The organism is Streptomyces sp. NPDC041135, from assembly GCF_055592085.1.
On the sequence record NZ_JBVIYZ010000017.1, the window covers coordinates 1 to 24,802 of the forward strand.

20 protein-coding genes are annotated in these 24,802 nt (G+C 71.2%); 15 read left to right on the forward strand and 5 right to left on the reverse strand.

What is annotated here, in order from left to right; all coding sequences use genetic code 11:
* Positions 1-1,167: 1,167 nt before the first annotated feature.
* The gene (locus ACZ6CZ_RS28795) at positions 1,168-2,064 is read left to right on the forward strand and encodes a replication-relaxation family protein (protein WP_469026899.1); all 897 of its coding nucleotides are present in this window, start codon (positions 1,168-1,170) and stop codon (positions 2,062-2,064) included.
* A gap of 1,424 nt (positions 2,065-3,488) precedes the next feature.
* Here ACZ6CZ_RS28795 and ACZ6CZ_RS28800 read toward each other — a convergent pair.
* Entirely contained in the window at positions 3,489-3,791 is a 303-nt protein-coding gene (locus tag ACZ6CZ_RS28800) for a hypothetical protein (protein ID WP_469026901.1), read from the reverse strand.
* A gap of 555 nt (positions 3,792-4,346) precedes the next feature.
* Between ACZ6CZ_RS28800 and ACZ6CZ_RS28805 the strand changes: the two genes are divergently transcribed.
* Both ACZ6CZ_RS28805 and ACZ6CZ_RS28810 read left to right on the forward strand, forming a co-directional pair.
* A complete protein-coding gene (locus ACZ6CZ_RS28805; RefSeq protein ID WP_469026903.1) occupies positions 4,347-5,501 on the forward strand; it encodes a ParA family protein in 1,155 nt (384 codons plus the stop codon).
* Positions 5,498-6,904, forward strand: coding sequence for a ParB/RepB/Spo0J family partition protein (locus tag ACZ6CZ_RS28810; protein ID WP_469026905.1), 1,407 nt, complete (start codon positions 5,498-5,500; stop codon positions 6,902-6,904). Before ACZ6CZ_RS28805 ends, ACZ6CZ_RS28810 begins: the two co-directional genes overlap by 4 nt.
* Positions 6,905-7,086: 182 nt before the next feature.
* On the opposite strand, the gene ACZ6CZ_RS28815 is transcribed toward ACZ6CZ_RS28810, so the two are convergent.
* From ACZ6CZ_RS28815 to ACZ6CZ_RS28825, 3 genes are all read right to left on the reverse strand, one after another.
* Positions 7,087-7,377, reverse strand: coding sequence for a replication initiation protein, RepL2 (locus ACZ6CZ_RS28815; RefSeq protein ID WP_469027077.1), 291 nt, complete (start codon positions 7,375-7,377; stop codon positions 7,087-7,089).
* Between the two features lie 14 nt (positions 7,378-7,391).
* Positions 7,392-7,844, reverse strand: a complete 453-nt coding sequence (locus tag ACZ6CZ_RS28820; protein ID WP_469026907.1) for a MarR family transcriptional regulator — start codon at positions 7,842-7,844, stop codon at positions 7,392-7,394.
* Between the two features lie 753 nt (positions 7,845-8,597).
* Positions 8,598-8,921 (reverse strand): acyl carrier protein, encoded by a 324-nt coding sequence (locus ACZ6CZ_RS28825; RefSeq protein WP_469026910.1) that lies wholly within the window; start codon positions 8,919-8,921, stop codon positions 8,598-8,600.
* A gap of 755 nt (positions 8,922-9,676) precedes the next feature.
* Here ACZ6CZ_RS28825 and ACZ6CZ_RS28830 point away from each other — a divergent pair.
* From ACZ6CZ_RS28830 to ACZ6CZ_RS28840, 3 genes are read left to right on the forward strand one after another with little or no spacing between them, the layout of a single operon-like run.
* Entirely contained in the window at positions 9,677-10,786 is a 1,110-nt protein-coding gene (locus ACZ6CZ_RS28830) for a bifunctional DNA primase/polymerase (RefSeq protein ID WP_469026913.1), read from the forward strand.
* Positions 10,783-12,312: a DNA primase family protein gene (locus ACZ6CZ_RS28835; protein WP_469026916.1), complete on the forward strand. Its 1,530-nt coding sequence runs from the start codon at positions 10,783-10,785 to the stop codon at positions 12,310-12,312. Before ACZ6CZ_RS28830 ends, ACZ6CZ_RS28835 begins: the two co-directional genes overlap by 4 nt.
* Positions 12,309-12,710 (forward strand): DUF6009 family protein, encoded by a 402-nt coding sequence (locus ACZ6CZ_RS28840; RefSeq protein ID WP_469026918.1) that lies wholly within the window; start codon positions 12,309-12,311, stop codon positions 12,708-12,710. The genes ACZ6CZ_RS28835 and ACZ6CZ_RS28840 overlap by 4 nt, the downstream gene beginning before the upstream one ends.
* Before the next feature lie 355 nt (positions 12,711-13,065).
* On the opposite strand, the gene ACZ6CZ_RS28845 is transcribed toward ACZ6CZ_RS28840, so the two are convergent.
* Positions 13,066-14,016, reverse strand: coding sequence for a ScbA/BarX family gamma-butyrolactone biosynthesis protein (locus ACZ6CZ_RS28845; protein WP_469026920.1), 951 nt, complete (start codon positions 14,014-14,016; stop codon positions 13,066-13,068).
* 305 nt (positions 14,017-14,321) lie between these two features.
* Here ACZ6CZ_RS28845 and ACZ6CZ_RS28850 point away from each other — a divergent pair, with 305 nt between their 5' ends.
* The 9 genes from ACZ6CZ_RS28850 (at position 14,322) to ACZ6CZ_RS28890 (ending at position 24,799) form a co-directional block, all read left to right on the forward strand.
* Positions 14,322-15,089, forward strand: a complete 768-nt coding sequence (locus ACZ6CZ_RS28850) for an HAD family phosphatase (protein ID WP_469026923.1) — start codon at positions 14,322-14,324, stop codon at positions 15,087-15,089.
* A complete protein-coding gene (locus tag ACZ6CZ_RS28855; RefSeq protein ID WP_469026925.1) occupies positions 15,086-15,859 on the forward strand; it encodes an SDR family NAD(P)-dependent oxidoreductase in 774 nt (257 codons plus the stop codon). The genes ACZ6CZ_RS28850 and ACZ6CZ_RS28855 overlap by 4 nt, the downstream gene beginning before the upstream one ends.
* A gap of 212 nt (positions 15,860-16,071) precedes the next feature.
* Positions 16,072-16,737, forward strand: coding sequence for a ScbR family autoregulator-binding transcription factor (locus tag ACZ6CZ_RS28860; protein ID WP_469026927.1), 666 nt, complete (start codon positions 16,072-16,074; stop codon positions 16,735-16,737).
* A gap of 638 nt (positions 16,738-17,375) precedes the next feature.
* The gene (locus ACZ6CZ_RS28865) at positions 17,376-18,008 is read left to right on the forward strand and encodes a ScbR family autoregulator-binding transcription factor (protein WP_469026929.1); all 633 of its coding nucleotides are present in this window, start codon (positions 17,376-17,378) and stop codon (positions 18,006-18,008) included.
* 247 nt (positions 18,009-18,255) lie between these two features.
* Positions 18,256-19,077: an AfsR/SARP family transcriptional regulator gene (locus ACZ6CZ_RS28870; protein ID WP_469026932.1), complete on the forward strand. Its 822-nt coding sequence runs from the start codon at positions 18,256-18,258 to the stop codon at positions 19,075-19,077.
* A gap of 106 nt (positions 19,078-19,183) precedes the next feature.
* Positions 19,184-20,128 carry an SRPBCC family protein gene (locus ACZ6CZ_RS28875; RefSeq protein WP_469026934.1) on the forward strand — a complete coding sequence of 315 codons (945 nt, stop codon included), beginning with the start codon at positions 19,184-19,186 and terminating at the stop codon, positions 20,126-20,128.
* A 13-nt stretch (positions 20,129-20,141) separates the two neighbouring features.
* Positions 20,142-21,518, forward strand: a complete 1,377-nt coding sequence (locus ACZ6CZ_RS28880) for a hypothetical protein (protein WP_469026936.1) — start codon at positions 20,142-20,144, stop codon at positions 21,516-21,518.
* A complete protein-coding gene (locus ACZ6CZ_RS28885; protein WP_469026939.1) occupies positions 21,515-22,414 on the forward strand; it encodes a 4'-phosphopantetheinyl transferase family protein in 900 nt (299 codons plus the stop codon). The genes ACZ6CZ_RS28880 and ACZ6CZ_RS28885 overlap by 4 nt, the downstream gene beginning before the upstream one ends.
* Positions 22,415-22,762: 348 nt before the next feature.
* Entirely contained in the window at positions 22,763-24,799 is a 2,037-nt protein-coding gene (locus tag ACZ6CZ_RS28890) for a condensation domain-containing protein (protein WP_469026942.1), read from the forward strand.
* Positions 24,800-24,802 lie beyond the last annotated feature (3 nt).

The following is a 24,802-nucleotide window of genomic DNA, read 5'->3' on the forward strand; positions in this document are numbered from 1 at the left end:
ACCCGCCAACGCAGGGGAATGAACAACATCAACTGACCGACCGGGGGTCCATCTTCGGAGTCGAGCACCGGGTCAGCTTTCGAAGTTCACCGACACCCACGGGCCCATACGGAGCCGTAAGCCGCAGGGGGTGCGCCCAGAGTACCAGTGCATGCGAACTCAGGCCGTCGATGACTGGCCTTGCACCAGTCGTCCTGTCACTGCCGAAGGCGCCACTACGGAACTGTCTGGCCGACTTCGCATTCGAGACCGTGGCGCGATGTCCGCATGACGACGAACCGAAAGGTCCATGCCGGTGCCTCGAACGGATCGCACCCCGTACCGACGGCGTACGATGTGGGGCCGTACATCACCTACCCCCAGTAATGATCGATTGCCGTGGGCCGGGGCACCGGCCACTTGGCCGGGGCAGGGTGCCACAGCGGTACTGGACCGGCCGTCACGGTGCGAATCTGCTCGTGGCCCGGGTACGGGCAGCAGCGAAGCGGCTGAGTTCCAGGCGGAAGCGCATCAGCACTCCCCGCTGGTCCGTTCTCTGTGGCCGTTCCGGCGGAGGCTGTCGGGTGCGGGTATTTTTCACCCGCCGGGAACGGCTCACATTTCAAGCGCCGCCGACATTCCCGCCGCGTTGCACGTGCAGCTGGCAGCGCGCCGTGACCGAGGCCCGCGCCCGGCCCGGCACAGTCCTCGCCTTGACGTTTGCCCGGGCCACTGGGTCCGGATGGCGCCCTGTCCTCCTGGCGCGCCGACTAGTCAGCCGCTGAGCGCGGAGGCCCCGCCGACGCGCAGCACCCCTTGACCACCGCCCAATCCCCCGACCGCTCCGCCACACCACACCACGCCCGCCCTCCCTTTTTCCTAATTCTTCTTGGGCGGGGCTGTTGTGGGGGTGCAGAGGGGGATGTCGGGCTCCCCGACCACGGAAAAAGGGGTGGTGACCTGCGCATACGTCGTCGGACGCCCGATGGGTGCGGACAGTTGTCGGCGGGGTGGTCGGCGGGTATGCCGGAGGGGTTGCGGGCGTGGTCGGGGGCGGGGTTATCGCATCGTGACGCTGGTGGGGTCTTCGTGGTCGGTCTTCTGGTCGGGGCCGACTGCTGGCCTCGACGGTACGCGCGGCGCCGGACAAGCCCGGTGCTGCACCGTCCTCGAAGGGCAGCAGTGGCGATGCTGAACGTGGATGCCGGCGGCGGGGACCGGCTGGCGCTGGCCGTGCTGGCGCAGTACCGGATGGCGACGACCGAGCAGATGCACCTGGTGATCGCGCCCGGGGTGCGGATCGAGCAGACTCGGCGTCGGCTGGCCAAGCTGCGCGGTGAGGGGCTCATCGACCGCGTCACGCTGCCACAGGCCGGACGGACGCGGGTGTGGTTCGCCACACAGTACGGCGTGGACGTTGCCTCCGAGTGGCCCGAGCTGCGCCAGCGACGGCCACCGAGGCTGATCGCGGACCGCACCGCGGCCCGGCTACGGGCCGGGCATGCGCTGACGGTGACGGAGACCGGACTTGCCTTCCTGCGGGATGCCCGCCGCCGCGGCGACGAATGCCGACCACTGGACTGGATCCCCGAGGTCCACCACCATCTCGGCAGCGGCGAGGCAGTTATCCCCGACGCCCTGCTGTACTACCGCACCAGCGACGACGGAGGGTCAATGCTGCGCGCCTTCGTGGAAGTCGACCGGGCCACCATGGGACCCGAACGCCTGGCCGCGAAACTGACCGCCTACGCCCGCCTTCACGATTACATACCCATGCCCCTGCCCGGACGCCCGAGGCCGACCGCCGGGCAACAGCCCCTAGAGGAGGACTGGAGGCGCCGCTACCCGCTGTTCCCCCGGCTGCTGTTCGTCCTGGACGGCACCGGCCCCATAGGCCTCGAGACACGCATCCGCGCCCTGCACGCAGCCGCCTCGGAACCGGCACTGTGCGGCTTCCTGCGCAACGTCACCGTCCTCGCAGTACCCATGACCGACCTGCTCCAGGACGGCCCCTGCGCGCCCATATGGCGCCCCGTCCAAAACCCTGACCAGCATGTTCCCTGGAACCAGACCCGGCACCCGTAGACACCCTGCGCAATCGCTGCGCACCAACCACCGCGCAGGGATTGCGCATCACCACACCGACCGTACGACGATGCACACCACCCGGCCATGAGCCCGACCATGAACCGCGCTACCCCGACCACAGACCCGACCACAGCAGGTCACAGCGTTGCGCGACCGCAGCAGTCTCCTGTGGGGTGATGAGGTTGGCGAACTCGCGGTCATGGGCGGCTTGGTCGTGCCGCCGTTCAGCGCGTGCCGGGTGCTCGGCGGCCTCCCCCCGCTCCAGGTCGGCGGGTTCGCATACAGGTTGGCGCTCTGAGCGCGCGTCGGCCAGGTGGCGCGGTGAGGCGGCCCATGTGGCGGCGTCTGCGGCCTGGATAATGAGGCGGAAGGCGCCCTGGCGGCTCGCTTCAGTCTCTAGGACGGCTGGCGGGCGCGCACGGCGACGGCGCGTTCGCGGCAGGCCCGTTCGGCCGCCTCGGCGCGGGAAAATCGGACGGCGTCCAGGCCACCTCGCCCGTGTCGGGATGGTGCCGAGCGCAGGCGGCGGCCACCGCGGTGGCCGCGTCCAGGCCAGTCAGTCCCTTGCTGCCAGCTCGTATGACATGCCATGCCCGAGGCGACAAACGTGCGGTCCAACCCGAGTGGGAGGCGATATGGTCCTCACCGCGGGAAGGCTTCAGCACCCTCTTCGCCTGGCCACTGCTACCCCTGGGCGTCGGTGCCGCTGCCGCTGCTGTCCTGGCACGGAGGATGAGCCTGCAGTGGCTCGACGAGGCGAAGCCCTGCGCGGCGATCTGAGCGCCTCCTCAACCCAGTCCCGCCCGGGAGTATGCCCGGGTGGGACCAAAGCGCGCGGAGATGGGCACACGGTGTGCTTTACGCGGTCGCGGGGGCGGCTCGGTCGAGGTAGCAGCGCGGACACAGCTCCCGAGCATCCTCCGGCCCGACCTCCCGGAAGCGCGAGTTCAGCCGCGCAGCAGTACCAGTGCCGTCAGCGCACTCACCGCACCACTCCAGCAGACCGGGTCGACCAGAACAACCGCTCCGCGTGTTGAACCAGGTGAGCCCTGCCTCGCGCGGCGAGCTCCTGTGCCCGGGCGCACAGCTACGCCTCCGGTAGGCCTTGCGCAAGCAGCTCAACAGCCTGACGCTCCAGCTTGGCCTTGGTGCCGTTCAGCACCGGTCGCCCGAGGGCAGCGGCGTAAGCGGCCACGATCCGGCCTTCCGCTGCTGGCTTCTGCTCGAATCCTCACGCTGCTTAGGAAGCTCGGCCCCAGATGGATTCTGCCTCTTGGGCGAAACCTCGTTCTCTCTCTCCGACCGCCGGCGTGCCCAGCGAGGCGTCAGCGTCAAGCGGGGCACCCGCGCGGAGAGGGAGAGAAGAGGGATCTGAAGAAATCCGCTCGATCAGGGCTGAGGTCCGCGGGTTAAACGGGTTGTCATGCGGCTTCGGTGAGGGGGTGTCCGCACCAGCGCATGCCTTCCTCCCTGCGAATTTGGGCGCGCTCTTGGCGGGCGTTGGCGTTGTGCCAGCGCAGGTAGCCATGCAGCTCGCGGGTCTGGACGCTGTGGTTCGGATGGTGGGAGCTGGCAAGGGTGAACTGCCGCAGTGGTCCGAAGTGGGCCTCGATCGGGTTGGCCCAGGAGGCATTGGTCGGGGTGAAGCACAGCTCCACATTGTTCTTCTTCGCCCAGGCGCGGGTCTTGGTGCCCATGTGCGCGCAGAGACTGTCCAGGATCACGTAGATGGGTGCGCCGTTCGGGCGAGCGCCCTGGATCGACTTCAGGGCGGCCCGGGTGTTCGTGGTGCCTTTGTGGCGGTGGTTGACGCCCGACAGGGTGTCGTCGCCGATCGAGTAGTCGCCGTGCAGGTAGGTGACTCCTTGGTGCGGTGGTAGGTCGCCGGAATGCGGTCGGGCCGATTTCTGCTTCGCCCAGCAGGCGCGTCAGGCCGCTGACGAGGTCGAGCGCGGTGGCGGCCTCCTTGCTGACGAGGCTGGAAGCGGCGCCGAGCGCTCAGATCCGTCTGCTGACCTAAGACGGGCGACTACGAGATTCCAGGGAAGGTTCACCCGCGCTGCAGGCCCAGGTGGACCCTTTCTGCGCTGCGGGGTCCTGTGTCTCAACGTCAGCTCCTGCCAGGGCCGTTAGAGGCTGGAGGTGCCCCGTGTCGGCGGGTTGTTTGCTGTGTGATGGCGTCAATTGTGCGGCGTCTGTTGTTGTCCGCGGACAACAAGATTGGGTCGACACGGGCTTGGCGGATGTGTGGGGGAGTCGGAGGTGAGTAAGGTAGCGCCATGACTGCGCCATACGACCCGAGTGATCGGGAAAAGGTAGTTGCCAAGCTGCCTGCCAACTTGCGTAAGGAGCTGAAGGTCCGCGCGGCCGAGCTGGACAGAGATATCCAGGACGCTGTCACCGAGGGTGTGGAGGCCTGGCGGAAGGCGAAGCCAGGTTCGCCGGTCGACACCAGCGGCGGGGCCTCCTTCTCGACCTACCTTCCGACTGGGCTGTACGACAAGCTCAAGAAGGTCTGCAAGAGCCGAGGGATCTCTTACAACCAGGGCGTGGCCCAGGCGATCCGTCTCTGGCTCGACAGCAATCCCTCCCCGCGGCCGAAGCCGCCCCGGATCACGGGTGCCCGCCGGATCATCTTCGGCAATCAGAAGGGAGGCGTGGGCAAGACATCGGTGGCCGCTGGCACGGCCCAGGCTCTCGCCGAGTCCGGGTACCGCACCCTGCTCATCGACTTCGACCCGCAAGGCCACCTCACCGTTCAGCTGGGCCACACCATGCTGGACATCGACAGCCCGAGCCTGGCCAAGCACATGCTGGGAGAGGCGAAGGGGGAACTGCGTGACCTCCTGGTGCCGATAGAGGGAGGTGACTTCGAGGATCACCTGTGGCTGCTGCCGTCGTGCAAGGACGCGTTCCTGCTGGATGCCAAGCTGGCGACCAGTCGGCATGTCCGGGTGAAGGAGACGGCGCTGGAGAAGGCGCTTGAGGAATTGGAGAAGGAGTTCGACTTCATCGTCGTCGACTGCCCTCCCAGCCTCGGCTACTCGATGGACACGGCTCTGTACTACTGCCGTACCCGAGAGGGCGAGGAGGACAACGCTTCCGGCATTGTGATCGTGGTCCAGGCGGAGGACTCCTCGGCCGATGCCTTCGACATGCTCTACGACCAGATCCAGGACCTCACCGGCGACCTGGACGTGGGCATCGCCATGGTCGGCTTCGTGGTCAACCTCTACGACGCACGCAAGGGCTATGTCGCCACGTCGTCGCTCGCTGAGTGGCAGAAGATGGGTGAGCCTCCGGTGATCGCCGTCATCCCGGAGCTGAAGGACCAGCGGGAAGCCGTCCGCATGAAGCAGCCGCTTCTGGTGCACGCCCCGTACGGCGAGCAGTCGAAGGCGCTGCGCGCCGTGGCCCGGAGGATCAGCGCATGAGCGTGGCAGACAAGCTGGGAACGGGATCGTCGTTCGGGCAGGTGCGTCGTGAGCGTAGCGCCCGAGGTCGCGCAAAGGCGGTGGCCCAGGGCGACGTACCCGCGTACGAACTCGTCCGGCTGCGCCTGGAGGAGGTCTCCTCGACGCCGCTGAACCCGCGGCGTAACTTCGGCACCGACGACGAGATGACCCGGTTCGGTGAGGAACTGCGGCAGGCCCAGCTGGCTGCCTGTGTCGCGGTCACCCGCGATGCCTACCTCGCCCTGTGGCCCGATCACGGGGAGCGTATCGGGTCGGCCCTGCACGTCCTGGTCAACGGGGAGCGGCGGTTCCGCAGCGCCGTGCACGTGGGACTCGAGGCGTTGGACTTCGTGATTCGTGACGACCTGGCGTCGTCGCGCGAGAGGTTCATCAAGCACCTGCTGGAGGAGAACCTCAGCCGGGAGGACTTCGATCTGATCGAGCGCGCCCGGGGTGTGCAGCAGTTGGTGAGCGTCTGCGCAGAGGAGTCCGAGCGGGGCGCTCGTACGCGGGCCGCTGAGCAGCTCGGGCGGGACCGCTCGTGGGTGACCAATCAGCTGGCTCTACTGGAGCTGCCGGACGAGATTCAGACCATGCTCAGTGTCGGCAGCATGTCGGAGCGCGATGGCCGTCTCCTTGCCCGGCATCTGAAAGACAACCCGGGCCTTGGTGCGGCAGCCCTTCTGGATCATCTCGCGGAGACCAAGGAGGCCGCGGCACGATCGAAGGCCGCGGAGAAGGCAGCGGTGGCCGCGGTGCGTGAGGAGTTGTTGTCCGCGGACAACAACGGGGGCCTCGGGGCGACTCCCTCGGTGAAGCCGGAGGAGTCGCCTGAGTCGGCCGGCTCCGTCGAGTCCGTGAGATCTCTGGTGCCGCCGGAATCGTCGGGAAGTTTGTTGTCCGCGGACAACAACGGGGTTTCGTCGGCTGCCCCGCCCGTGCCGTCACCCGTACCGTCGCCGCAGTCGTCCGCCGCGTTGTTGTCCGCGGACAACAACGCGCGAGTGCCGTCGCAAGGGCAGCCGGCGATCGACAGCAACCCGGTACGTCAGGTGCCCGCGGAAAAGGAAGAGGCACGCTCTGCGGCTCAGGCAGCCGGGGGAGGAGCGGCTGAGGCCAAGCCTGCGGAGCGCGGCAGCAGTGAGGCTTCGCCTGGTGCTTCCGATGAGGACAAGCATGTTCTGAGCAATGGTGACGGCGGTCAACCGCGTTTGCCGTACCACGATGCTCCCTTCATCGCCCTGCATCTCCAGCGAAAGATGGAGCCGGGCACCTTCGCGCAGTGCGCCCGTGTGATGCTGACGGTTCTGCGGGAGCAGCACCCTCAGGAATACGGCGTGCTTCTCCAGGAGCTCGACCAGTTCAAGCAGGAGTCGGCCTGACGTCGGTTCCTGGCCCTCCTGATCCCGGCCTTTCCTATGACCATCGGCCTCGTTGTTGTCCGCGGACAACAACGAGGCCGATGGTCGTCAGGGCGGAATGTCCTTCGGGTGCATTCGGGGCGTCCTGGGGGACGGGGCTGATTGACGTGACGTTCATCAGCCGCGTTCTGGGCAGCTGCTCCTCAGGTTGCCCGGCGCAGCGGTACGACGACTTCTTCGCCGGTGGCCTTGGGGCTCAGGCGGTAGTAGCGGATGTGTCCGAGGCGTTCGGACTCCTCCAGCCAGCCCGACTCGACGATCTGGCGGCGGGTGCGGGAGAAGACGGTGGGCGACATGCCGAGGACCTCGGCCAGCTCGGCGGCGGTCTTGCTCACGGTGCCGGCGCGGTCGGCGGGGTGGGCGGCGTAGAGCATGAGGATCAGCCGCTGGTTGGCGGGCAGGCCGGCCGTGTGTTCCAGCAGGCGGAGGGTCATGTCTTTGGTGTTGTTCACTTGGCCTCCCACCGTGCAGGGGTTGACTCGTCGAAACCGGGGATGTCCGGCGGGTTGCAGGACCGGATGGCTTCCCGTTGCTCGATGCCCGTTCCGTGAAAGGCAATGTACGGGCTGATCCGATAGAAGTTGTAGTTGCCGATGCGGCCGCGGACGATCAGAATCCGGTGCTTGGTCAGCTTGCGATTGATCTTCCCCACGGCGTCCGTGGACATACCCACCCGCTTGGCGATGTCCGCGCCGGTGGCCTTGAGCGGTTCCATGCCTTCCGGTGATACGCCGATCCACCACAGGACGAGGAACTTCTGGCTGGGTGTGAAGGCCTTGCTCTCGGTGATCGCCTCCACGCGCGCCTTGTCGACCTGGGTGTGGCGGCCGGAGAAGGCATAGGGCGCGTACGGGACGATCTCACCGGTGTCAGCGTCCAGCAGTCTGCGCGCTGTTCCCAACAGGGGCCTCCGTGCCTGGTTGCTGAGGAGTTCACGACGGGCGGCGCTCAGGCCGACCAGATGAACTTAACGTACATGAGCAAGAAGTCGATCAGCCCGGCTTGAAGGGCCGTGTCGTTGGACTTCGGCGGTGGGTCCGGCAGTGCCTCATGACAGCCGGACACCCTGCTCCCAGTGGCCCTACTCATGAACGTGATGTTCATCTGCCACGATCCTGGAGACGTGGTACCCAGTTCCTGGGAACTGGGTGTGCGGTCAAAGGAACTGCCTGTGCTGTTGCCCGAACTGGGTGGCAGATCCGGGGAACTGGGTGGTCAACAGCCTTTTCGCAGGTCGGCGCGGCAATGGGCGCGGGACGCTCTCTTACTTCGGGTGACCGGTGTGTGCGGGACCGGCCCAGGGCGCATGCGGCCTGTTGGTTTTGGTGTACCCCGCTGACGTCGGATGGTTGAGCACACTCCCCCGACTGGACCTCAGCCACCGAAAGCCAGCCACAGTGTCGGGACTGCCGAACGATCAGGCGCGCGTGTGTTTCCAGCGACCCGGTGCGGTCCCAGCCACGCTTGTCCTCTGCTGCCAGGAGTGCGGCGGTGATGGAAGGCTCGTGGGCGCGGGAGGGGCGGGGAGAGTTCTGGCGGAAGCGGGGGCGGGAGGAGCATGACCTGGAGGCGGCGTGCGACGTGGTCGTCGCATGAGTGAGGGCTCCCTGCGGCACGTACAGCGGGCAGGGAGCCCCTTGTTCCTCGTCCGGGGTCAGGCCGCTGCCCACGGGCTGGGGGAGAAGGACCTGCGGGGGCTGTGCGTGGGGGCGGCGGTGTCCCAGGTGGGGTGGAGGGTGGCGGAGACGATGCCCCACAGCTGGCCCGCTGTCAGGGTGCGTACGGGCACGGCGACCTGGCCGGCGAGGTTGATGCCGAAGGCCAGCTCGAGGCCGCTGACGATCCCGATGAGGGCCAGCGAGTCCAGGCCGTACGCCTCCAGCGGGACATCGGTCGCGGGAGTCCTGTCCTTGCCCAGGCCGGGGAGGCCGCGCCGGAGGACGTTCTCGAACGTCGGGTTCCACGGTGCAGAGGCCATCGGGGCTTCCTTCCAGCTACCGGGCTGAGGGGACGGACTTCCTCGGGAAGCCTGCCTGGGCGCGCTCGAGTCCCCGTCGACGGCTGCTCAGGTGCCCGGGCGAACCAGGGCAGGGGGAGGCGGAGGGGGAGCGGGAGCAGCTGGGCGACCGGGGGGCGGGAAGGCGGTTCGGCTCAGCGACTGAAGCGACCCAAGCGACCGGCGGTCGGGGTTGCCTGGAGGCGTCGCGCGGGGGGCGGTCGGGGCGGGGGCGAGGCTCGCGGCCGACCCGGGTGGGGAGTTCGGTCGCTGGTCTGTCCAGAGTCGCTGGACGGTCGCTTGAGTCGCTGGGGGGTTAAGAGGGGCTCAGCGACTGAAGAACAGCGACTGAGAGTTCGTACAGTCGCTTTCGGTCGCTGGAGAAAGATGCAGGTCAGACGGTGTTTCGGAGGCGGATAGCGACTGAAGCGACTGAAGGTCCGGGTATATGAGCTGCAACGCGCGTGTGTGCGCGTGTGCGTGTGCGCGTCATATATAGAGGTGTTGAGTCGCTTCAGTCGCTGTTTTGGTTGTGGCGTGCCCTTTGACCTGCGCCTTCGTTGAGCTACTGAGACAGCGACCGAAGATGGTTCGGTCGCTGGGGTACGGACGCTTCAGTCGCTGGGGGATCGAGGACGACGCGGGCCCTTTGTTTTCCCGCGTGGCCCCTTCTGTCTCCGTGGTTCGCTAATCTGTGTCAATCGTTGAGTCGCTTCGGTCGCTGGTGGGGGATGTGAATGGTGCCTGAGCTGCGGGTTTCACGCAGCGACTCAAGGCAGCCGCTCTCCGCCCCGCGGAGGCCCGAACGAGCGTCGGCCACCGCGCGCTGGTGTGCGAGCCGGGGATGGCCCGTTCATCCGCTGGCGCCCGGTCGCAAGACGCCGGCGGGCAACTGCGAGGCCTGTCGGGAACCGGGTCACACCCATCGGGGCTGTCCCTGTCCGGCCGCCGGTCGCTGGTGTCACGGCTTCCGTGCCGCCACCCTCGACTCCGCCAGGATCGAGCAGTGGTGGGGTGCCAACCCGGGCTTCGGTGTCGGGGTCGCGTGCGGTCCCGCCGGACTGGTGGTCGTGGACATCGACGCGCACCCGCGGGAACTGCCCGGGCGCGACCGGCTGCTGCCCGGGATCGAGATCCCCGCCGGGGTCGACCTGACCGGGCTGGCCAACGGGTTCCACACGATCGGCGTGCTGGCCGCCCTGCGCGGCAAGCGCAGTCCCGCGGACGACGAGGGCACCCTGCGCGTGCGGACGCCCTCCGGGGGCCTGCACGTCTGGTACCGGGCGCACACCGGGCAGCGCTGGCAGTGCTCCACCGGGTCGGGCGGCGGCCGCGCACTGGCCTGGCAGGTCGACGTACGGGCGCACGGCGGCTACATCGTCGCGCCGGGCACGGTGACCGAGGCGGGCGTGTACGAGCCCGTCGGGGACGTCCGCGAGCCCGCGCCGCTGCCGGGCTGGCTGGCGCGGGAGATGGAGCGGACCGGGCACCTGCCCGCACACGTCCCCATGCCGCGTCCTGTGCCGCCACGAGCCCGTCAGGCGGTCCTGGCAGCCGGTGGGGGCCGTTCGGCCGCTGGACGGGCGCTGAGCGCCGTTCTGGCCGATGTGACGGCGTGCGCCGCCGTACCCGAGGGGGCCGGGTTCTCGGAGAAGCTCAACCGGGCCGCCTACACCGCCGGCGGACTCGCCGCCGCCGGACAGCTGAGTGACGAGGAGGCGGAGCGGGTGCTGATCCAGGCCGCGGAGTACGCAAGGCCCGGGCAGCAGCGCCGCTACAGCGGCATCATCCGCAGCGGGCTGAGCGCCGGCCGGCTGCGCCCGCTGTCTCCGGGAGGCCGCGCATGACCCCCGACGACAACGCCCTCTTCGACGCCCAGGCGGTCGCCGAGCAGATCCTCGCCCAGCAGGTCGCGCAGCCCGCCCCCGCGGTGCCCCGGCAGGCGGCCCCGGTGCGGGAGACGGACCCGCACGGCGGCCAGGGCGAGGCCACCGCCGACGGGCTGCTGCCCGACACCCTCAGCGACCGCGGCAACGCCAAGCTGTTCGTGAAGCTGTACGCCAACGACTACCGGCACGTGCCCGGACTCGGCTGGTACCGGTGGGACAGCACGCGCTGGCAGATGGACGAGGACGACACCGTGCTGTGGGCCGCCGGCGACCTGGCGGAGTCCATCGCCACCAGCGACCCGCACGGCGTGCACAGCACCACCGCCCTGCAGCAGCACCGGCGCCGATCACTGAGCACCAGCGGCATCAACGCGATGCTCGTGCAGGCCAAGGCGGCGCCGGGCATGGTGCTCAACGCCGCCCGGCTGGACGCCGACCCGTACGCGCTGTGCACCCCGACCGGCATCGTCGACCTGCGCACCGGACTGCTGCGTACGCCCGACCCGGACAAGGACTTCCACTCCCGCTCCACCACCGCCGCGCCCGAGGCGATGCCCACGCCGCGCTGGGACCGGTTCCTGACCGACACCTTCGGCGATGGTCCCGAGGGCGCGGAGATGATCGACTTCCTGCACCTGCTGCTGGGCTACTCCATCACCGGGGACGTCGGCGGGCAGGTGATGCCGTTCCTGTTCGGCTCCGGCAAGAACGGAAAGTCGGTGCTGCTGGACGTGCTGATGAAACTGGTCGGCGACTACGCCGACGCCGCGCCGCCCGGGTTCCTGATGGCCCGGCCCTACGAGGGGCACCCCACCGACCTCGCCGAGCTGCACGGGCGGCGGGTCATCGTGTGCAGCGAGGTCAAGCCGGGGGACCGGTTCGACGAAGCCCGGGTGAAGCTGCTGACCGGCGGCGACCGGATCAAGGCGCGGCGGATGCGGCAGGACTTCTTCAGCTTCCAGCCCACCCACAAGCTCTGGCTGCTGGGCAACCACCGGCCCGAGGTGGGCACGGGCGGCTTCGCGTTCTGGCGCCGGATGCGGCTCATCCCGTTCGAGCGGGTCGTGCCGGACGACCGCAAGATCGACAACCTGGCGGACATCCTCGTCACCGAGGAGGGCCCCGGGATCCTCAACTGGCTGATCCAGGGAGCCCGGCGCTACCTCAGCGGCGAGAAGGACCTCACCGGCCCCGAGCGGGTGCGGATCGCCACCACGGCCTACGCCGAGACGGAGGACCACACCGGGCGCTTTTTGTCCGAATCGTGCAGGTTACTGCCGGATCTGAGAGCGGAACAGGCCCAGCTCTACGCGGCCTACAAGACGTGGTGTCAAAATGAAGGGGCGCCGGCGATCTCGTCCCGGGCCTTCGCGGCGCGAGTCCGAGAGGTGGTGGGACTGGCGTCTCCGAAGGAGATGATCTTGTCCAACCAGCGCAAGTACTACCCGGGCATCGGACTGCTCGCCGACGAGGAGACAGCATGAGCGCCCTCATAGAAGAGGACGAGATCATCCACGAGGTCGACTTCGTCTGGCTTGAGGACGTCACCGGGCTGGACTACGTCCGCCAGAGCCTGGACCGGCTGCCCAGCCGCCGGGGCAGGCCCGCCTACCACCGCGACGGCCGCATGGTCGGCTACGCCCAGCTCGGGCCGGACGCCAAACCGTCGCGGACCTCCGGCACGTTCCGGCGCCGGGTGTTCTGGCTGCTGCCGCACGACCGGGACACCGACCCCGACGGGCTGTACGCCACCGGGGCGCCGGCCGAGGCCGTGGACCCGCGCACGCTGGCGCCGGGCAGCAAGGGCCGCAAGACGGAACGTTCCGAGGGCGGCCCGCCGTCGACGGCGATGCGGGAGCTGGGCATCACGCTGCCCCTGTGAGCGGCTGAGGCATTGTCCGCGCGGTGGGCTCCGCCGGTGCCGTGGGCCCGTGCCCGTGCCGGTCCGGCGCGGCGCCTTCCGTCGCGGACGAGGTTGGTTTTACCGGTCGTTCTTCCGGCCGTTCCGCGGGAGTGGCACCATCGCACCAAGTGCGGGCCAGTCACGGGGGAGGCCGACGATGAGACACCGGAGCAGTACGGCGCCGCGGCGCAGAATCACCGGCCGGGCCCGCAGGGCCGGCCCGGGACGGCGGCCGCCCGCGCGCGACACCGCCTGCGGGCTCGAACGCGCGAACCGCGCAGGCGGGGACGGGTGAGAGCGGAGCGGGGGAGTGGGGACGGCGCCGGGGCCACCGTCACACGAGCGGGCCGGTGATGGTCGAGGTGAAGACGGGCTCCCCGTCCTGGCTGCCGGTGACCTCGACGGTCACCATGCCGCCGCTCTCGGGCGAGACGTCCGTGACGTCGATCCAGCACGGCCGGTCCAGTTCCGCGTAGCGGATGAAGGCCGTCGAGGCGCTCGCCGGGATCAGGGTGCGCGGTGCCAGGCGTGCCGTGGCGGCCTGCCGGGCTCCCTCCAGCAGGACCATGCCGGGCAGGTGGTCGTTGCCGTGGTCGAACAGGATCGGGTGGTTCAGGTCCGGGGTGAGCAGCCAGCGCGTCGGACGGTCCGTGGCGGTGAGCACCACGTCGGCCGGGCAGGTACGGCCGACGAGAGCCGCCGGCATCCGCTCGGGGGCGAGCACCGGGTCGGCCTGGGCCGGGAGCTGCTCGGGACGGGCCGCGCGCAGGCGGTCGTAGACGGCCGGTGCGATCACCGAGTACTGGGCGCCGCCGTGTGCCACCAGGTCCCCGTTGCGGCGGATGGCGAACTCCATCTGCATGCGGCGGCCGGATATCCGGCCGCGCGGGGCCGGGTCGGGGCACTTCACCTCCAGGTCGAAGTCGGTCGGCCGCGAGGCGATGCGCAGGGCGCTGAGGTCGGTTGTGTAGCTGAGGGTCCACATCACGAAGTGGTGGCCGAGCGGTACGCCGCGTTCGGCGTGGGTCACGAACATCCCGGCCTGACGAAACGTCTCTGCGGCTTGCAGCGGGTCGTGGCTGGAACCGTCGGTGCTGTTGAAGAACGTGTGGGCGCGCGGCCACTGACCGGTGAGGGAGAACCGCAGACCGTCCTCCTGAGCGGTGCAGCCGGTGAGGAACACCTCGGCCAGGGACGCCCGGTGGACGTACTCCTTGGGAACCGTGGTGGTCAGCCGCGGCAGTGCGGGCAGCGCGATCCCGATCTCGCTGGTGGACAGACTCATCGAAAACCCCCCCGTCTGAAGAACTCAACGTGTCTTGAAGCTCTGTTCGACGCCTATAAGATACGGACCTACCGGTTTTCTTGAATCGGCCGCTAGGTAAAGGCTTTGGCAAGTATGGCCAGGCTTGGTTGAAGCACAGGTTCCGTTTGATGGGGGTTTGACCATGTGTTTTCGTGCTCAACTAATCCTGACACAGGGTGAAAAAGGAACAAACTAGCTTAAGTGGACCATCCCTGATCGGTTACGGGACGGACACGGCAGCGGTTCAAAAACCCGTCCAGCGGTTTTCTTTTGGGGGATCATCGATGGAAGCTCTGCGTACGCTCAGGCTCGCCGCCGTCAACATCGACGGCGTTCTGCTCAACGACAGCTTCAGTCCCGTCCTGCACCGGCTCGTCCAGCGGTACGGCGGCGCCTACACGCGCGAGCTGGAGCAGCGGCTGTTCTCGCAGCCCCGGCTCGCCGCCGCCCAGGTCCTGCTGGAGGTCACCGGCTCGCCCGCGAGCGAACAGGACATCATCGAGGAGTACTTCGCCGAGCGCGAGCGGTACCTCGCCGCCCACCCCGTACGGCCGCTCGACGGCGCGGCCGAACTGCTGCACCGGCTGCGCGCCCTGGGCCTGGAGGTCATCTGCTACGGCGGCCTGGACGGCAGCCACTTCCACCGTCACCTCGGCCAGTGGGCCGAGCTGTTCACCGAGCCGCGCTACATCTGCACCGACGGCTTTCGCCCCGGCATCCGGGAGATCGTCCGCGACCACTTCGGACTCGGCTACGACCAGGTGCTGTTCATCGACGACGTGGCCCGTTTCGCCGCCCGCGCCAAGGAGCTGAACGTGCCGTTCGTCGGCCGCCCCAGCAGCTTCGAGCACGGCTTCCAGCGGGAGTTGATGCGCGACCTCGGCGTCCGGCACCTGGTGCGCGGCCTCGACGAGATCGACGAAGCGCGCCTGCGCACCCTCGACCGGGAGGCGGCCGCCGGCACCGTCTGGCAGGGAGCGGCGCACGGGAGCCCGGCGCCGGCCGCGGACGGCGCCGCGGTGGCGGCCGCGGTGAGCGGGGTGCCGGCGTGACGGGCACCGAGGCGGCGCCGCTGGCGGGCAAGGTCGTTCTGATCACCGGGGCCAGCAGCGGCATCGGCGCGGCCGCGGCCCGGGTCTTCGCGCACCAGGGCGCGGTCGTCGTACTGACCGCCCGCCGCGAGGAACGGCTGCGCGACCTCGTCACCGAACTGCGCGGCAAGGGGGCCGAGGCCGCCCACCACGGCGTCGACGTACGCGACAGCGAACAGGTGCGCCGGGCGGTGCGGTTCGCCGTCGAGGAGTACGGCCGGCTCGACGCGGCGTTCAACAACGCCGGCGCGGGACTGCCGAAGACGCCGATGCACCTGATGAGCGACGCCGACTACGACCTGGTGACCGACACCAACCTGCGCGGGGTGTGGAACTGCATGCGCCACGAGATCACCGCCATGCTCGAGAACGGGTCCGGCGCGATCGTCAACACCTCCAGCGTCGGCGGGCTGGTCGCCTCCTCGACGGCCGCGCCCTACATCGCCGCCAAGCACGCCGTGATCGGGCTGACCAAGGCGGCCGCGGTGGAGTACGCCCCGCACGGCATCCGCGTCAACGCCATCGCGCCCGGCCTGACCCGCTCGGAGATGATCGACGACTGGTTCGCCATGTCGCCCGATATCGAGCGCAGGGCCCACCGGTCCGCCCCGCAGCAGCGGGCCGCCGATCCGGAGGAGGTCGCGGAGTCGGCGGCCTGGCTGCTCAGCGACAAGGCCAGCTTCGTCACCGGCGCCACCCTGGCGGTGGACGGGGGGCGCACCGCCTGGTGAACGAAAGAACGTCGTCCCGTGCCGGCGCGGCCGCGGCACGGGCCGTACGGCCAGGTGACGGCCGGGGACGTACGAACCGCACCAGTCCCCACACAACTCCCCATATGGTGGCGGGTATCTGGTGGATTCCAGGGCTTGGCCCCGTGGTAACGGACCCGAAATGGGGTAAGGTACGTCACGTCCGGTTTTGTTTTCAACTGCGGAGGGGTCCCATGGCGCGGCAAGAGCGTGCGGTTCGGACCCGCCGTGCTGTTATCGAGGCCGCTGCCGCGGTGTTCGCCGAGCGCGGATACACCGCGGCGACGATCGCCGAGATCCTCGACCGGGCCGGGGTCACGAAGGGCGCGCTGTACTTCCACTTCGACTCCAAGGAATCCCTGGCGCGCGGGGTGATCAACGCCCAGATCAACAGCGAGTACTGGGTGCCGCGCGAGCTGAAGCTCCAGGAGTGGGTGGACATCGGCATGACGCTGGCCCACCGCATCCCCAAGGAAGTCATCCTGCTGGCGGGCATACGCCTCTCCGCCGATCTGCAGGGCCGTTCCCTGTTCGGCAGCGCCTGGCCGGCCTGGACCGACGTGATCACCGACCGGCTCGCCGAGGCCAAGGAGCGCGGTGAGGTGCTGCCGCACGTCATCCCCCGGGAGACGGCCGAGTGCTTCCTGGGCGCCTGGATCGGCACGCAGTTCATGTCCGAGGTGGTCTCCAGCTGGACCGACCTCAGCGACCGCATCTCGGTGCTCTACAACCACGTACTGCCGGCCATCGCCACACCGGCCGCGCTGATCCGGCTGGACACGGCGCCGGACAGGGGCGCCCGGGTCGTGGAAGAGGCGGAGCGCCTCCAGCGGGCGACGCTGGTGCCCTCCGAGGTCTGAGCCGCGCTACCGGGTCCGAGCCACCGCGCCGGTCCGAGCCGCCTCCGCCGGGTCTCGAGTCGTTCCGCCACGGCTGATCCGCTTCCGCCCGGCTTGATGTGCTTCCGCTTGGCTTCGCCCTGGCGAATCGCCTGCCCGGTGCGCACACCGGCTCCCGCCCGGAAATCCGTGCACGGCTGAGAGCGCCTGGTCCCGCCCGGGCGCCGCCACGGCGTCGGGGCATGACGCGCGAGGATGAAACGCGCAGGTGAGCGGTGTCTGAGCAAACCCGGCCGCTGGTTTGTTGTTGCGGCGTGAACGGGCCCCGGGCGGCTGGATTTCCCCGTCTTTCTCGGCCGCGGTCGGGTACACGCGCTCTGCGGGGCCTGTGAAGGTGCGAAGCGATAACAAACCAGTTGTGCTCTTTTTGTGAGGACCATGCATGTGCCCTTGCCGTCAGGGTGTGGCGCAATGTCGGCTGTGAGCAGGCGATCTCACGATACGTGACTCAGCGAGCGCTTAAGGGAGGCACCGCTACGGCTCTAGTAAACCTACTGATCATGCGGTTTGCTAGGGTCCAGAAATGGAACGTTGCAGGCCCGGGGATGATCGGACTGATCCATTCCGTACTGTCGCCCGGGCCCCAGGAGGAGGACGTGATGGTCAAGCAGGTCCGGGCGGCACGCACCCGTCAGGCCCTCATCCTGGCGGCGGCCGAGGTCTTCGCCGACGACGGGTACGCACTCTCCTCGCTGCCGGCGATCAGCAAGCGGGCCGGGGTGAGCGCGGGAGCGCTGCACTTCCACTTCCCCAGCAAGGACGCGCTCGCCGTGGAGGTGGAGCGCGCGGGCAAGGAGTCCGTCGAGCGGCTGGTGGCGGCGAGCAGGCCGTCCTCGTCCTCCTCGCTGCAACTGCTGGTGGCCGTCACCCAGGAACTGCTGATCGCCGTCGCCACCGACGCCGTCGTGCGCGCCGGGTTCAAGCTGAGCGTCGATCCCTCCCGCAAGAACGGCATCGGCTTCCGCGACTGGTGGTGCTCCTGGGTGTACGACCTGCTGCTGCGGGCCCAGCGCGAGGGGGAACTCGCCGACGACGTCTCGCCGGACGGGGCCGCCGCGGTGATCGTGGCCGCCACCGTCGGCTTCGAGGTGCTCGGCGCCGGGGACCGCAACTGGCTGCCGCCCAACCACGTCGATCAGTTCTGGGCGCTCGTCCTGCCCCGGCTCGCCGCCCCGGGACGGGAATCGGTGGCCGTATCCGGTGGGCGCATGCGGATCGAGCGGTCCGCGTAACAGCCTGACCGGTATGGCAACGATCCGGTCAACGTCGCAGTTTGAGCCACTGTCAGCCCAGGCGTCCGGGTGTTTCGCCGGATTTGGCTGAGGGGTGCCGGCATCCTCAAGGGACCCTCGATCCGGGCTGGGGAGAAAACAAACTGACCGGTATGGTATTGACATACCATCCGTGCCGTTTTTTACTCGGTGTGCTAAGGAGCCGCCTCGCGCGGCCACAGCGGTACATCCAACACGGGGAGACGGCGTGGACATCGACATACTCGGCACTCTGGATGTGCGGGAGAAAGGCATCTCCATCACCCCCACCGCGCCCAAACCGCGCCAGGTGCTCGCGCTGCTCGCCCTGCACGCCGATCAGGTCGTGCCCGTCGGCATGCTGACCGAGGAACTGTGGGGGCAGCGGCAGCCGCGCAGCGCCCGCCCGACCCTGCAGACGTACATCCTGCAACTGCGTGAGCAGATCACCGCGGCGCTGGGACGCGCCGACGGCGCCGACGGCCGCACCGCCAAGGACGTCCTGCTCACCGTGCCCGGGGGCTATCTGCTCAAGGGCGGCGAAGGCACCAGCGACGTCCGTGAGTTCGAGCGGCTCGCCGGGACCGGGTACCGGGCGATGGACGCCGAGGACCACCGTGAGGCCGCGCGGCTGCTGCGCGAGGCACTGTCGCTGTGGAGCGGGCCGGCCCTGGCCGACGTCCACGCCGGAGTCCACCTCGGCACACAGATCAAGCGGCTGGAGGAGACCCGGCTGTGCGCGCTGGACCAGCGCATCGAGGCCGACCTGCGCCTCGGCCGGCACCGCGAGCTGCTCGCCGAACTCACCGTGCTGACCAGCCGCTACCCCACCCACGAGAGCCTGTGCGGGCAGTACATGCTGGCCCTGTACCGCTCGGGCCGGCGCGGCGAGGCGCTGGACGCCTACCGGCGGCTGCGCACCACGCTCGTGCGCGACCTGGGCCTGGAGCCCTCCGCCGCGCTCGGCAAGCTCCAGCGGTCCATCCTCATGACCCGCTCCGACGCGGCGCCCGCCGGGACCGGCACCGGACGGCTCGCCTCGGTCGGCTGACCGGCCTGGCGTGCCGCGGCCTCCAGCGCGCCACGACCGGAAGTCGACGGCGGCGCGAGAAGCCGGGCGCAGGCTGGGGCCAGCCGCGGAGGAAGGGGGCACACTCATGCCGTCGTCACGGGTGCGCTCGCTCGAAGACGCCGTCCCCGTCGCCGCCCCCGCCGGGGTCGTCTACGGCATCCTCGCCGACGCCGCCCGCTGGCCGGTGCTGCTGACCTCCGTACTGCACGCCGAGCGGATGGACTTCGACGGGACCGAGGAACTCCTGCACGTGTGGGACCTCGTGGACGACCGGGTGCGTACGACCCACGCGCGCCGCCGGCTGCGGCCGCACTCCCGGACCGTCCGGTTCGAGGAGGAGGACATCGCCCGGCGCGGTGAGCCGCTCACCGGCACCTGGACCGTACGGGCCGCCGGTGACGAGCGCTCCCTGCTGAGCCTCGCCCTCGACGGCGTCCCGGCGGACCCGGCCGGCACCGAGGCGGCCGCCCGGGACCTGCGCGGCCGGCTCGCACAGGTCCGGCGGATCGCCGAGGACTGGGACCGCCTGGACGAGTTGCTGCTCGCCTTCGAGGACGAGGTGTGGGTCGACGGCCCCGCCGAACTCGTCTACGACTTCCTGTACCGCGTCGGGGACTGGGCCGACCTCATCCCGCACGTCGAGCGCGCCGACCTGACCGAGGACCGGCCCGGGGTGCAGGTCACCACGCTGGACTCGTGCGCCGAGGACGACGGACGCACCGTCACCACGCGGACGGTGCGCCTGTGCTTCCCGCACGCCGGACGCATCGTCTACAAGGACACCGCCGCCCCCGAGCCGATCGCCGCGCACACCGGCGAGTGGTCCCTGATGCCGGACGCCGCCGGTACGCGGGTCGTCGCCACGCACCGGGTGCTGCTGCGCGAAGCGGCCGTCGCACCGGCGCTGGGCGAGGGCACGAGCCTGCTGGAGGCACGCCGGTACGTGCGCGAGTGGCTCGGGCGCGCCGGCCGGGAGGCGCTGGAACTGGCCCGCTGGCATGCCGAGAGCGGCGTACGCCGTCTGCGATGAGGAGGTGGGCGGGATGGCTGTGACGCACTCCCGCACGACCGTCGGCCACCGTACGGGCGGTGCCGCCGGTGCGGCGGCCGCCGTCGCGGTGGCCGGTGACGGTCCCGCGCAGGCCACGGCCGCTCGCGCCTATGCGGAGGTGCCGGCGCCGGTCGGGGTGGCGTTGCGGGCGATGCGCCTGGAGACGCTGCTCGGCGATCCCCGGGACCCGGCCAACCCCTACGGCGTCACCGCCCTGGCGGACGGGACGGCGGACGCCGGGCCCCTGCTGGCCGCGGCCGCGCCCGGCGGCGGGACGACGGACGGACCCGAGCAACTGGCCCGGGTGCTGCGGCCGGTCTTCCGCCGCGACCTGGAGCTGGGACGGACGTGCCTGCGGCGGGCGTGGCCGGCCGCGCGGGGCGGGGCGGCGGCCGGAGCGGAGCCGCTGCTGGGCGCGGCGGCGCTGACCGGGATCACCGGGACGGTGCTGCGGACCGCCGCCGTCACCGTCGCCGGGCGCGGCCCGCACGATCCCGGTGCCCGCCAGTGGTACCCGGTGCTCGCCGCCGCCTTCGCCGACCTGCTGGCCTGTGAGGCCCTCACGGTCGTGGCGCTGCGCTGCGCCGTGCCGGGCGCGCGGGGGCACCGGGCGCTCTTCGGCGCCGTCGGCCACACCGTGCCCGCCGTGCTGGAGGAGGTGCTGTCCGAACTGGACCTCGTACTGCGCGAGAACGGGGCCGGGGCCGGGGCGGCGGAGCGCCGGATGCTGGACAGCGCCGTCGGCGGGGTGCGCGCGGCCCGGGTGCGGGCGGAGACGGCCGGGACCGGGCTCGACGCGCTGGTGGCCGGGCTGGCCGGGCCGGCCGGCGCCGCGCCGGAGCCCGCGGGCCCCGGCGGGCAGGCGCTGTTCCGGCTGGGGACGGCGGTCGTGGCCCCCGGCGGGCGGGCCGGTGCGGACGACGTCCTGTCCGCCGCCCTCGCCGGTGCGGTCGGCCCGCTCACCACCGAGGGGACCGGAGCCGCCGCGGACCTGCGCCGGGTGGCCCGGCGGCTCGCCGCCGAGCAGCGGGTGCTGCGCCGGGCCTGCCGGGACGCGGACCTGGACGACGTACGCGCCCCGGCCGCGCGGGCGCTGGCGGACCGGCAGGCGCTGCTGCTGCTGGCGGCCGGCGTGCTCGGCGTCCGGCAGGCCGCCGGCGGCGGCCTCGCCGACCCGCACTGGGCGCTGCTCGCCCTGTCCCGGACCTTGGACCGTCTCGGCGTGCCGCTGCCCGGCACCGGGGCCGATCCGCGCGGGCAGGTGTGGGCGGAACTCGCCGACCGCTGCCGCAACGCCGTCGACTGCGATGTGTACGGCACACGCGTGCTGTGGGGAACGGGCGCACCGGAAGCGAGGGCTGGGACATGACACCGACGCGGGGGACGGACCCCGGACGGGTCGCCGTCAGGGAGGGCGCGGGGGCCGTTCCCCTGCATGTCGCCGGGCCCGAGGGCGACTGGGAGCCGGTGCGGGAGCAGGTCGGACAGTGGGGCCGGGCCGTGGTGCACACCACGTGGGGGGAGTGGATGGGGGCCGCGCTGCTCGATCCGGGGCTGCGCGGACTGCTGGGCCGGGACTGGGCCCGCTACCGGCAGACCGACGCCCCCGCCGGGCGGCTGCGGTTCGCGGCGTCCCGGGTGGTGCTGCGGTGCGCCGCGGCGGCCGTGCTGGAGGTTCCCGCCGAGCAGCTGGACCTGGCGTACCGGCCGGGCGGGCAGCCGTATCTGCGGGGGCTGGGGGAGGTCGGGGTGAGCCTGACGCACACCGACGACCTGATCGTGGTCGGGGTGTGCCGGGGCGGGGTGATCGGCGTGGACGCCGAACCGGCCGGCCGGGAGACCTCCTTCGAGCTGCTGCGGGACCACCTGTGCACCCCGGAGGAGGCCGCGGAGCTGGCGGCGCTGCCGGACGCCGAGCGCGGGGTGCGGCTGCTGCGGCTGTGGACGCTGAAGGAGGCGTACACCAAGGCGCTGGGGCACGGCATGCGGCGCCGGTTCAGCGCGGTCGGCTTCCGCCGGGACGCGGCCGGACGCGTGGTGCCCGACGAGGACCCGGCCACCGGGCCGCAGTGGGAGCTGGCCACCCATCTGGTGCAGGGCCGCTATCTGGTCAGCGTGGCCCACCGCGCCGCCGGACCGCTGCAGAGCGGTTCGGGAGCGGATCAACGACGGCTCGAGGAAACACACCGGAAACCCGGGCCGTCACTACGCTGGCCGCAGCCGGACATCTCCGGCGCGTGCGGGGACGGTCGGGGGGCGTCGTGAGGAGCGCAGGCGCGCGCGTGCCGCCGCAGGTCACCGGGTTCGCCGACGCGTGCGCCGGGCCGGTCCGGCGCGCCGGGGCCGGGGGCGGAGGGCGGCGCCGCGAGGGCGGACGCGCGTCCTTTCGTATGCGCGGCGCGGCGGCGGGCGGGTCCCGGCCGCCGTTCACCCGCGGTGCTCCCCGGCATCCGCCGCCCCGCCGGCCGGACGGCGCGGGTACGTGTTCGTGTCCGCCTCCCCCACGGCGACTTCAGTGGCGTCTGCGTCCAGGTCGGCCGCGCTGGTGCCGAGTGCGCGTGTGCCGACTGCGCAGAAACGATTCGACCTGCAGGTGGGGGCGGAGGGTGACGGATGAGGGGGCGTCAGCCCGTACAGGGCGCCGGGTTCGCGGTGGTGCACGAGCCGGCCGGTGCGCCGACCGGCTCCCGGATGGTGCTGGAGCTGCACGGACCCGCGCAGACCGCCGCCGCCGAGATCCTCGCCGCCCGGCTCGCCGAACGCCACCGTGAGTACGCCGTCACCCTGGACAGCCGGGGCGACGGACGCCACCTGCTGCGCCTGACCAGGACCGGCGCCGCGCCCGGGCCCGCCGTCCTCGGCCCGGAACTGCTCGCCGACGTGCTCGGCACCCCCGAGCAGGCCGGTGAGCCCGTGCCCGTCACCGGCTACCGGCGCGAGCTGCTGCTCGGCTCCCTCGCGCCGGGCGGGGACCGGGGCGTGGAACAGCTGCACTGGAACTGGACCGGGCCGCTGGAGACCGCGCGGTTCAGCGCCGCCTGGCAGTCGGTCGTGGAGCGCGAATCGGTCCTGCGGGCCTCCTTCGACTGGGCGGCGCTGCCCCGGATCGTGCTGCACCCGCGCGCCGAGGTCACCGTCGAGCGGCACCCGCGCGCCTCCGTCGCCTGGGACACCCTGCTGGAGCGGGACCGCCGGCGCGGCTTCGACCTGTCCCGGCCGGGGCTGCTGCGGCTGACCCTGCTCGACGGCCCGGCCGCCCCGGACGGCACCCCGACGACCCGGGTGCTGCTCACCCACCACCGCGCGCTGCTCGACGAGCGCGGGGTCCACCTGCTGCTGTGGGCGTTCTACCGGGCCTACGTCTCCGGCGGGACGCTGCCCGGTGCCGAGCGCCGCCCCGACATCCGCGACCACGCCCGCTGGCTGGCCGGCCGGCCCACCGACGCGGCGCGGGAGTTCTGGTCCCGGGCCGCACCGCCGCGGCACGCCGCCGTCAGCCCCGGCCGCCCGGCCGGACCCACCCGGCGCACCGGCTCCGGCCGCGTCCGGCGCCGCCTGCCCGCCGTGCAGGCCCACCGGCTGCGCACCTGGGCGGCGGCCCGGGGCGCCGGGGAGAGCAGCGCCCTGCACGTGGCGTGGGCGCTGCTGCTGTACCGGGCGGCGCAGGCCGAGGGTCCGCTGCCGGTGAGCTTCGGGGTGCGGCTGACCGGCCGGGACCTCGGGATGCCGGGCGCCGCCGGGGTGCCCGGGCTGCTCGGCACGACCGTGCCGATGACCGTGACCGTGGACCGCGGGATGCCGCTGGCCGAGCTGGTGCGCACGGCCCGCGACGCCCTGCTCGACGTGGCGTCGTACCCCTGGGTGGACGGCGACCGGGTGCGCGCGTGGAGCGGGCGGGGCGCGCCGGGGCAGCGGATCACCGACACGGCCGTCCTGTTCGACAGCCTCCCCGAGCTGCCCGCCGCGGTGCTCGCCGAACTGCGCGAGCAGGGCGTCGAGGTGGAGGCGCCGCGCGGCGTCCCGGGCGGCACCGCGCTGCCCGTCACCCTGGTCGCCCGGCACGACGCCGACGGCGGCCTGGTGCTGACCGGCGTGTACGAGCGGGCCAGCCTCACCGACGCCGACGCGGCCGAACTGCTCTCCCAGTGCGTGCGGTTGCTGCGCGGCCTGCCGCAGTGCTGGGAGCTGACGGCCACCGTGCGCGAGGCACTGGAGCTGCTGTCCGCGGCGGCCGTGCCCGGCGCCGCGCGCCGCCCGCCGCAGCCCGCGCGGCCCGTGCTGACGACGCTGCGCCCCGGCCGCCACGACGCGCCCGTGGTCTGCCTGGTGACCGTGCCCGGGGTCCCGCCCGGCTGTTACGACCAGCTGCTCGGCGGTCACGGCGGCCCCGAACCGGTCGTCGGGCTGCGGCTCGCCGGGCCGCCGCAGGGCCTCCCGCCGGCCCTGGAGGACCTGCTGGGCGCGGGCCGCCGCCTGGTGCTGTGCGGGTACGGCCCCGGCGCCTGGGCCGCGTACGAGCTGGCCCGGGCCGCGGCCGACCGGGGTGTGCCCGCGACCGTGGTGATGGCGGGCGACGCCGGAGCGGCGGCCGCCGCCGACGCACTGGTGCGGGCTCTTGGGTTTCTTGAGCGGGACGGAAGCGGTTCTTGAGGG